Source organism: Streptomyces sp. NPDC056948 (genome assembly GCF_042674225.1).
Taxonomy (GTDB): Bacteria; Actinomycetota; Actinomycetes; order Streptomycetales; family Streptomycetaceae; genus Streptomyces; species Streptomyces purpurascens.
On sequence record NZ_JBHUQX010000417.1, the window covers coordinates 1 to 8178 of the forward strand.

Consider the following 8178-nt stretch of genomic DNA (forward strand, 5'->3'; position numbering starts at 1 on the left):
GCGCGGCCCGGCGCCCAGCACCGCGCGCACCCGGCCGCCCAGCGCGTCGGCGTCGTCGGCCGCGTCCGCCCAGCGCGCCATCAGCGACGCCGGGGTGGCCCGGGCCAGGCCCAGCTCGTCCAGCAGCCGGGCCGCCTGGGGCAGCGGCGCGGAGACGCGCGGCTGTCGCTCACTCGTCGCGGCGTCCGTCCGCAGGGGTGCCAGCGCCCGCGCGAACCGCTCGGCCCAGGCGGGGGAGACGGCGTCGACGGTGGCGACGGTGCCGTGACCGGCCGGAGCGGAGCCCGCTCCGGCCCGGGCCACGCGCATCAGCCGCAGCGCCGTCGCCACGTCCCCGCTGAGCAGCGCGACCGCACCGCACTGCCGGAACGTCGGAGACACCGCGCAGGCCGCCTCGTACGTCTCCGTGACCGGCGAGGCCGGGGAGGCGGCGGCCGTCTCGGCCAGACACACCACGTGTATTCCGGCCCGGGGGCCCTCCGCCGCCAGCCGTGCCACGGCCTCGCGCAGATCGGCCCCGCCGGGGTCGCCGTCCACGACGAGCACGGTGAACGGGCCGGGGAAGGGGACGGAAGCCTCGGTACCAGGGGCGTCGTCCAGGGCCCGGTGGCCGGTGGAGGGCTCTCCGGTGGAAGCCAGGGGGGTGCTGGTGAGCGGCTCCGCGCTCCCCGGCCCCGCCTCAGCAAGCTGGTCCTCCAGACGGCGGAGGAGCTCGTCGGTGCGGGCCGCGGCCTGTTCCCGGTCGTGGGCGAGGAGCAGCCGGCAGTCCTGGCCGTGCCCGGGCCGGACGTGCGGCAGCCAGCCCAGCCAGGACCACTCGGCGGTGCGCTCCTCCAGAGGGCGGGAGCGGTCCGCGGCGATCAGGACGATCTCCAGCATGTCGGGGGAGTGCAACGCGGTGAGCTGGGCCAGCAGGGCACGGGCCAGCCCGCCGAGCCGCGCCCGCGGCCCGGCCAGACCCAGAGCGCCGGCCTCGCGCAGCCCGGCGGTCACCGGCACCGCGGGCAGCAGGCCCGAGCCGTCCGGCACCGTCCGGTCGGCCGTGCCGAGGCGCACCGCGAGCGCCTCCGGGTGGCCCGGACCGCGCTCCCACAGCCGGGGCCCCGGACCCAGTGCCGTCAGCAGCAGTGTGGCCGGATCCGGCCAGGTCTCCGGCGCCGTCGGCACGACGGCCGAGCGCTCCGCCGTCGCGCCGGCCGGCTCGTCCTCGTACGTCGCGCGCGCGTCCGGCTCCTGCTCGCCGCGCCCTCCGGCCAGCCGCCGGGCCCATGCCCCGAGCCCGCCACGCCTGCGGGCCCCTTGCGGTATGTCGGTCCCCCGGAGGGGAGTGCCCTTGCGCCCGCGTCCGGAAGGCTCGGCCGGGGAGCCGTCCGGGGATCCTGCCGGGGTGCCGAGGCCGTCACCGGAACGACCGTCCCGTCCCGGACCGGCACCGTCGGCCCTGCGGTCGGCCGGCGCCCCGCCCAGGTCCCGCACCCCGAAGCGCCCCACATGGGTGTCCCCGGCACCGAACCCCGCCTGCGACGCACCGCGCGGGCCCTCCGGGGAGGCCATGGGCGACGACGAGCCCTCGGCGGCACCGCGCTGTCGGGGGGCCCGGATCGCGCCGTCCGGCGAGGCCCCGCGCGTGGAGTCCTCAGGGGAGACGGCAGCCGCGTCGCCCCTGGCACCGGAGACACGCCGCCCCCGCGCACCCGGCACGGCACCGGACCTGCCTTGTGCGGGCCCCGGGTACCGCCCACGCTCAGCGGACCCCGGCCCCTCCGCGGCTCTGCTCTCGGCCCGGGGTGCCCCGCCCTGCCCCGGCACCACGGCCGAGTCGACGGAGCCCTGCCCGGCAGTGCCCGGCGTGCCCCAGGCCGCCGAGCCGTAGGCGTGCCGCGTAGGGCCGGCCGGTGTCGGGTTCGCCGCGCGCGTGGGGGGCGCTGTGTCGCCCCCGGCGGGACCCGGCACACGCACGTGCCCCTCACCGTCCGGAGTCGTGCCGACCCGGGCGCCCGGTCCTCCGGCGGGAGCCAGCCGCAGGGCCGACTCGCCGATCCGCAGCAGCGCCCCGGGCGCGAACCGGACCACACGGCTGCCCACCGGCCGGCCGTCCAGCGTCGTGCCGTTCGTGGAGTCCAGGTCGGCGACCGCGACGCGGCCGTCGGCGCCCACGGTCACCGCGCAGTGCAGCCGGGAGACGTCCGGGTCGTCCAGGGGCACGTCGGCGTCGGCGGAGCGGCCGATGCGGATCTCGCCGCCGTGCAGCAGATGGACACCGCCGGCGTCGGGGCCGGCGACCACCTGGAGCTGGGCCGGGGCGTCGTCCAGCTCGGGGTGCGGCTCCGGCTCGCCCGGCGCGCCCACGGACAGCACCGCGCCGTCGGTCAGCGGGGGCTCGCCGAGCGTGCAGCGCTGGGCGTCGAGCCGCTGCTCCCCGGCGTACAGCACCACGGTGCCCGAGCCGTCACCGCCGGAGACCACCTGGGCGAGCGCCGAGGCCACCGCCGCGAGCGCCGTACCGGCGGGCGCTGTGACCAGCACGTCGCTGCGTGGAGCGCGGCCCTGCGCCGGCGCCGACGGGCCCAGCGGGTCTACGACGGTCAGCCGGATCTGCATCGCCGTCAGCGGTCCCTTCTGCCCGGGCGCGGAGTCCCCCACCCCGCCCCAGCACGTCGGCCAATACTGCAGGCATCCTCGCACCTGCCACTGACACCGCGCCCCTCGCTCGGGAAAAGGTGATCTTGATTGGTCGGCTCTGCCCGCAAAAGTGCCTGAGAGATGACCCACAGGCGACGTCTTGAGATCAGTCACGTTCGTTACCAGCAACCACAAGACCGAGGTGAGCGTCTTTGCTTCGAACGGATGTGAGAGCGGCTACGTAAGACCCACAGAAAGCCGACACCCCGGTCCCCGGCACAGCGGCACTACAGTGGGTCGGACACAGGCCAGCAGGCAAGGCAAGCAGCAGGGAGCGCATGACGTGCGGCCGGTAGGCAGCAAGTACCTGCTCGAGGAGCCGCTCGGACGCGGCGCCACGGGCACCGTCTGGCGAGCCCGCCAGCGCGAGACCGCGGGCGCCGAGGCGGCCGTGCCGGGGCAGCCCGGCGAGACCGTCGCCATCAAGGTCCTCAAGGAGGAGCTGGCCAACGACGCGGACGTCGTGATGCGGTTCCTCCGGGAGCGCTCCGTCCTGCTCAGGCTGACCCACCCGAACATCGTCCGGGTCCGTGACCTGGTGGTCGAGGGCGATCTGCTGGCCCTGGTCATGGACCTCGTCGAGGGCCCCGACCTGCACCACTACCTGCGCGACAACGGCCCCTTCAGCCCCGTCGCCGCGGCCCTGCTCACCGCCCAGATCGCCGACGCGCTCGCCGCCAGTCACGCCGACGGCGTCGTCCACCGCGACCTCAAGCCGGCGAACGTCCTGCTCCAGCAGTACGACGGCCGGATGCACCCGCTGCTGACCGACTTCGGCATCGCCCGCCTCGCCGACTCCCCGGGTCTGACCCGCACCCAGGAGTTCGTCGGCACCCCCGCCTATGTCGCGCCCGAGGGCGCCGAGGGCCGTCCGCAGACCTCCGCCGTCGACATCTACGGCGCCGGCATCCTGCTGTACGAGCTGGTCACCGGCCGTCCGCCGTTCGCCGGCGGCTCCGCCCTCGAGGTGCTGCACCAGCACCTGAGCGCCGAACCGCGCCGCCCCTCCACCGTCCCGGACCCGCTGTGGACGGTCATCGAGCGCTGTCTGCGCAAGAACCCGGACGAGCGGCCCAGCGCCGAGAACCTCGCCCGTGGCCTGCGCGTCGTCGCCGAGGGCATCGGCGTGCACGCGAACTCCGCGCAGATCGCCGCCGCCGAGGGCGTCGGCATGCTCCTGGCGCCCGACCCGGCGCCCGCGCCCGTCCCGGACATGTCCGGCGGGGCCGACCCCACCCAGGTCCTCCCGCAGGGCGCGGGTTCGTACGACCCGAACGCGGCGACCAGCGTCATGCCGCACACCGGCGGCCCGGCCGGCGCCGCCGACCCCACCTCGGTCCTGCCCCACCGGGGCGCGGCCGACCCGACCGCCGTCATGCCGCCGGTCCCGCCGGGATCGCCCGGCCACCCCGGCCAGCAGGGCCAGGGCGGCGGGCCCGAGGACCCGCACCCCTGGCAGAACCAGCTTCGGGCCGCCCGCGACCGCAACGAGCAGACGCAGGTCCAGAACTACCTCGACCCGGGGCAGGACCCGCTGCGCCGCCGCCCCCAGCGCCAGGTCGCCCGGCCGCAGCAGCCTCCGCAGCGAGGCCGGCAGCCCCAGCCCGGACCCGGCTACGGCCATCCGCAGCAGCAGCCCCAGCAGTACGCCCCGCAGCATCAGGCCCAGCAGCCGCAGCGCTACGCCCCGCCCCCGCCGCCTCCTCAGCCGCAGCAGCCCCAGCAGCCGCAGCGCGAGCCCCGGCAGCCGCGGCAGCGCGGCGCGAACCCGATGCGCATCCCCGGGCTCGGCTGTCTGAAGGGCTGCCTCTTCACGATCGTCATCCTGTTCGTCGCCGGCTGGCTGATCTGGGAACTGAGCCCGCTCCAGGAGTGGATCGGCACCGGCAAGGGCTACTGGGACCAGCTCACCGACTGGTTCAGCACGGTGACCGGCTGGATCGAGAAGCTCGGCGGCAGTTCGGGCACGAACTGACCCGAACCGGCATGCGGGGTTGGTGATTTGTCGACACCTGGCGGGTGATTTCCGCCCGGGCGGTGAAGGTTGGCTCCTCCTGCGCGTAGTTTTAGCGACAACACGCGTCGGTAGGAGCAGCCTTGGCACGGAAGATCGGCAGCCGGTACACCGCCCACCAGATCCTGGGGCGGGGCAGCGCCGGCACGGTGTGGCTGGGCGAGGGTCCCGAGGGCCCGGTCGCCATCAAGCTGCTGCGCGAGGACCTCGCGTCCGACCAGGAACTCGTCGGACGCTTCGTACAGGAGCGGACGGCGCTGCTCGGCCTGGAGCACCCGCACGTCGTGTCCGTGCGCGACCTGGTGGTGGACGGCAACGACCTGGCGCTGGTCATGGACCTCGTCCGCGGTACGGACCTGCGGACCCGGCTGGAGCGGGAACGCCGGCTGCCGCCCGAGGCGGCCGTGGCGATCGCGGCCGACATCGCCGACGGGCTGGCGGCCGCGCACGCCGCGGGCGTCGTGCACCGGGACGTGAAGCCCGAGAACGTGCTCCTGGACATGCAGGGCCCGCTCGGCCCCGGCGGCTCCCACCGCGCGCTGCTGACCGACTTCGGCGTGGCCAAGCTCATCGACACCCCGCGCCGCACCAAGGCCACGAAGATCATCGGCACGCCGGACTACCTCGCCCCGGAGATCGTCGAGGGCCTGCCCCCGCGCGCGTCCGTCGACATCTACGCGCTCGCCACGGTGCTGTACGAGCTGCTCGCGGGCTTCACCCCGTTCGGCGGCGGCCATCCGGGCGCGGTCCTGCGCCGGCACGTCACGGAGACGGTCGTCCCGCTGCCCGGCATCCCCGACGAGCTGTGGCAACTGCTCGTGCAGTGCCTGGCCAAGGCGCCGGCCTCGCGGCTGCGGGCCTCGGAGCTCGGGGCGCGGCTGCGGGAGCTGCTGCCGATGCTGGCGGGCATGCCGCCGCTGGAGGTGGACGAGCCGGACCCGGAGTCCGAGGAGGAGGCCGAGCGGGAGGAGCAGCCGGCCCGACCGGCTCCGGCCGGGGAGCGGGTCCGGCGGCGCGGCGCGGTCCCCTTGGTGCCCGGCGCGAAACCGGCCGACTCCAACCGCGACACCCACACCTCGATGCGCGTCCCCGCCCCCGACGAACTGGCCGGCGGCGCCCACGGCACGGCTCGTGCCCCGCGCACGTCGGGCACTCCACGGCCGGGCTCGGCCCGCAACCGCGCCGCGGCCCGGCGGCGCCGCGTGGCGCTGGGAGCGGCCGCCATCGTCCTGGTCGCCGCGATCGGCGTCGGGGCGTGGCTGTCCACCTCGGACGACGACGCGAGCACCCCTCCCCAGGACACGAGGAACTCGGCCCCGCAGTCGCCCTGACCCGGCCCGGAGCGCGGGGGCGGCCCGTCCGCGGTCTCCCCGGACTGTCGGCCCCGCCCGCCCGGCGATGGCCGCCGGGCGGAGCCGTTACGCTGGAGGCGTGGCCGTCGTCGATGTATCCGAAGAGCTCAAGTCCCTCTCCTCGACCATGGAGTCGATCGAGGCCGTTCTGGACCTCGACAAGCTGAGGGCAGACATCGCCGTGCTCGAGGAGCAGGCGGCCGCGCCGTCCCTCTGGGACAACCCCGATGAGGCGCAGAAGATCACCAGCAAGCTGTCCCACCTCCAGGCCGAGGTGCGCAAGGCCGAGGCCCTGCGCGGTCGCCTCGACGACCTGGGCGTCCTCTTCGAGATGGCCGAGGAGGAGGACGACCCGGACACCCGCGCCGAGGCCGAGTCCGAGCTCGCCGCCGTGAAGAAGGCGCTGGACGAGATGGAGGTCCGCACCCTCCTCTCCGGCGAGTACGACTCCCGTGAGGCCCTGGTGAACATCCGCGCCGAGGCCGGCGGCGTCGACGCCGCCGACTTCGCCGAGAAGCTCCAGCGCATGTACCTGCGGTGGGCCGAGCAGCGCGGCTACAAGACCGAGATCTACGAGACGTCGTACGCGGAGGAGGCCGGCATCAAGTCGACCACCTTCGCCGTCCAGGCGCCCTACGCGTACGGCACGCTCTCCGTCGAGCAGGGCACGCACCGGCTCGTGCGCATCTCGCCCTTCGACAACCAGGGGCGTCGCCAGACCTCCTTCGCGGGCGTCGAGATCCTGCCCGTGGTCGAGCAGACCGACCACATCGAGATCGACGAGTCCGAACTGCGGATCGACGTGTACCGCTCGTCCGGCCCCGGCGGCCAGGGCGTCAACACCACCGACTCCGCGGTGCGCCTCACCCACCTCCCCACCGGCATCGTCGTCTCCTGCCAGAACGAGCGGTCGCAGATCCAGAACAAGGCGAGCGCGATGAACGTCCTCCAGGCCAAGCTCCTCGATCGGCGCCGCCAGGAGGAGCAGGCCAAGATGGACGCCCTCAAGGGCGACGGCGGCAACTCCTGGGGCAACCAGATGCGTTCGTACGTGCTGCACCCGTACCAGATGGTCAAGGACCTGCGCACCGAGTGCGAGGTCGGCAACCCCGAGGCCGTGTTCAACGGCGAGATCGACGGGTTCCTCGAGGCCGGAATTCGCTGGCGCAAGCAGCAGGAGAAGTAAGTTTGTCGACAAGGCAACTGCCGACGCGAGTGCGGCAGTTGCCTTTTCTGTGCCCGGATGTCTGGGTTTTACATCACACTCACAGAGTTCGACTCTCCGCATAGCCCTCAGAGTTGGACATGGCGCCCGCAAACGCCCTTGACGTGTTCTTGAAAAATGGGAAGGGTAAAGCGCGGCATGCGTGTCTCTGGGGCGCATGTGAACCGGGGGGCTTTTTTCACCGCAGCCGCCCTGTCGATCGCAGCCCCGAGCCTTGCCTCACTGACGAGCTACTGGGGGTAGCAACCACATGACGAAGAAGACGCGGATCCGTGTCGCACGGATAGCGGCCGGCGCCGTGATCGCGGCCGGTGCCTCGCTGACCGCCGCCGGTGCCGCATCCGCCGCGGAGACCGAGGACTGCCTGCTCGGCATCCTCTGCGCCGACGAGTCGCCCACTCCGATCCCGACGCCGACGGATGTCCCCACCGACATCCCCACCGACCCGCCCACGGACCTCCCGACCGACCCGCCGTCGACCGAGGAGCCCACGGACGAGCCGACGGAGCCCACGGACGAGCCCACCGAGCCGACCGAGGACCCGACCGACGCGCCGACCGACCCGGGTAACGGGAACGGCAACGGCGGCGGCAACGGCAACGGTGGCAACAACGGCGGCGGCAACAACACCGACCCCGACGGCGGCACCTCCCCGCAGGAGGAGGGCTCCTCCTCCATCACGGACACCGGCTCGGACTCCACCCCGGCGGCCCCGCAGGGCCAGGCCCAGGCCCAGGGCAACGGCGCGGAGCTCGCCGAGACGGGTGCCGCGCAGACCACCTTCCTGGTGATCGGCGCCGCCACGATGATCGCCGGCGGTGTCGGCTTCCGCCTCCTGCCGCGCCTCGTGGGCGGCCGCGGCGGGGCTGCCGCCTGACGGTAGCCACGTCCGTACGGACCGTGGG

Annotated in this window: 5 protein-coding genes; 4 read left to right on the forward strand and 1 reads right to left on the reverse strand. The window is 74.4% G+C overall.

From position 1 onward, the window contains the following. Nucleotides 1-2601 (reverse strand): FHA domain-containing protein (locus ACFTZL_RS36630; RefSeq protein WP_382592233.1); only part of this gene is annotated, 2601 nt, incomplete at its 3' end. Nucleotides 2602-2965: 364 nt separating this feature from the next. On the opposite strand from ACFTZL_RS36630, the gene ACFTZL_RS36635 reads away from it, so the two are divergent. From ACFTZL_RS36635 to ACFTZL_RS36650, 4 genes are all read left to right on the forward strand, one after another. Continuing rightward, the gene (locus ACFTZL_RS36635; RefSeq protein ID WP_382592236.1) at nt 2966-4657 is read left to right on the forward strand and encodes a serine/threonine-protein kinase; all 1692 of its coding nucleotides are present in this window, start codon (nt 2966-2968) and stop codon (nt 4655-4657) included. Nucleotides 4658-4779: 122 nt separating this feature from the next. After that, nucleotides 4780-6027 carry a serine/threonine-protein kinase gene (locus ACFTZL_RS36640; protein ID WP_382592239.1) on the forward strand — a complete coding sequence of 416 codons (1248 nt, stop codon included), beginning with the start codon at nt 4780-4782 and terminating at the stop codon, nt 6025-6027. 100 nt (nt 6028-6127) lie between these two features. Further along, a complete protein-coding gene (prfB, locus tag ACFTZL_RS36645; RefSeq protein ID WP_382500001.1) occupies nt 6128-7234 on the forward strand; it encodes a peptide chain release factor 2 in 1107 nt (368 codons plus the stop codon). 289 nt (nt 7235-7523) lie between these two features. After that, nucleotides 7524-8150 carry an LPXTG cell wall anchor domain-containing protein gene (locus tag ACFTZL_RS36650; RefSeq protein WP_382592242.1) on the forward strand — a complete coding sequence of 209 codons (627 nt, stop codon included), beginning with the start codon at nt 7524-7526 and terminating at the stop codon, nt 8148-8150. Nucleotides 8151-8178: the final 28 nt, after the last annotated feature.

Excerpts from the sequence above, each read along its gene's own strand:
- ACFTZL_RS36650 (WP_382592242.1), top strand. The coding sequence starts at position 7,524 with ATGACGAAGAAGACGCGGATCCGTGTCGCACGGATAGCGGCCGGCGCC.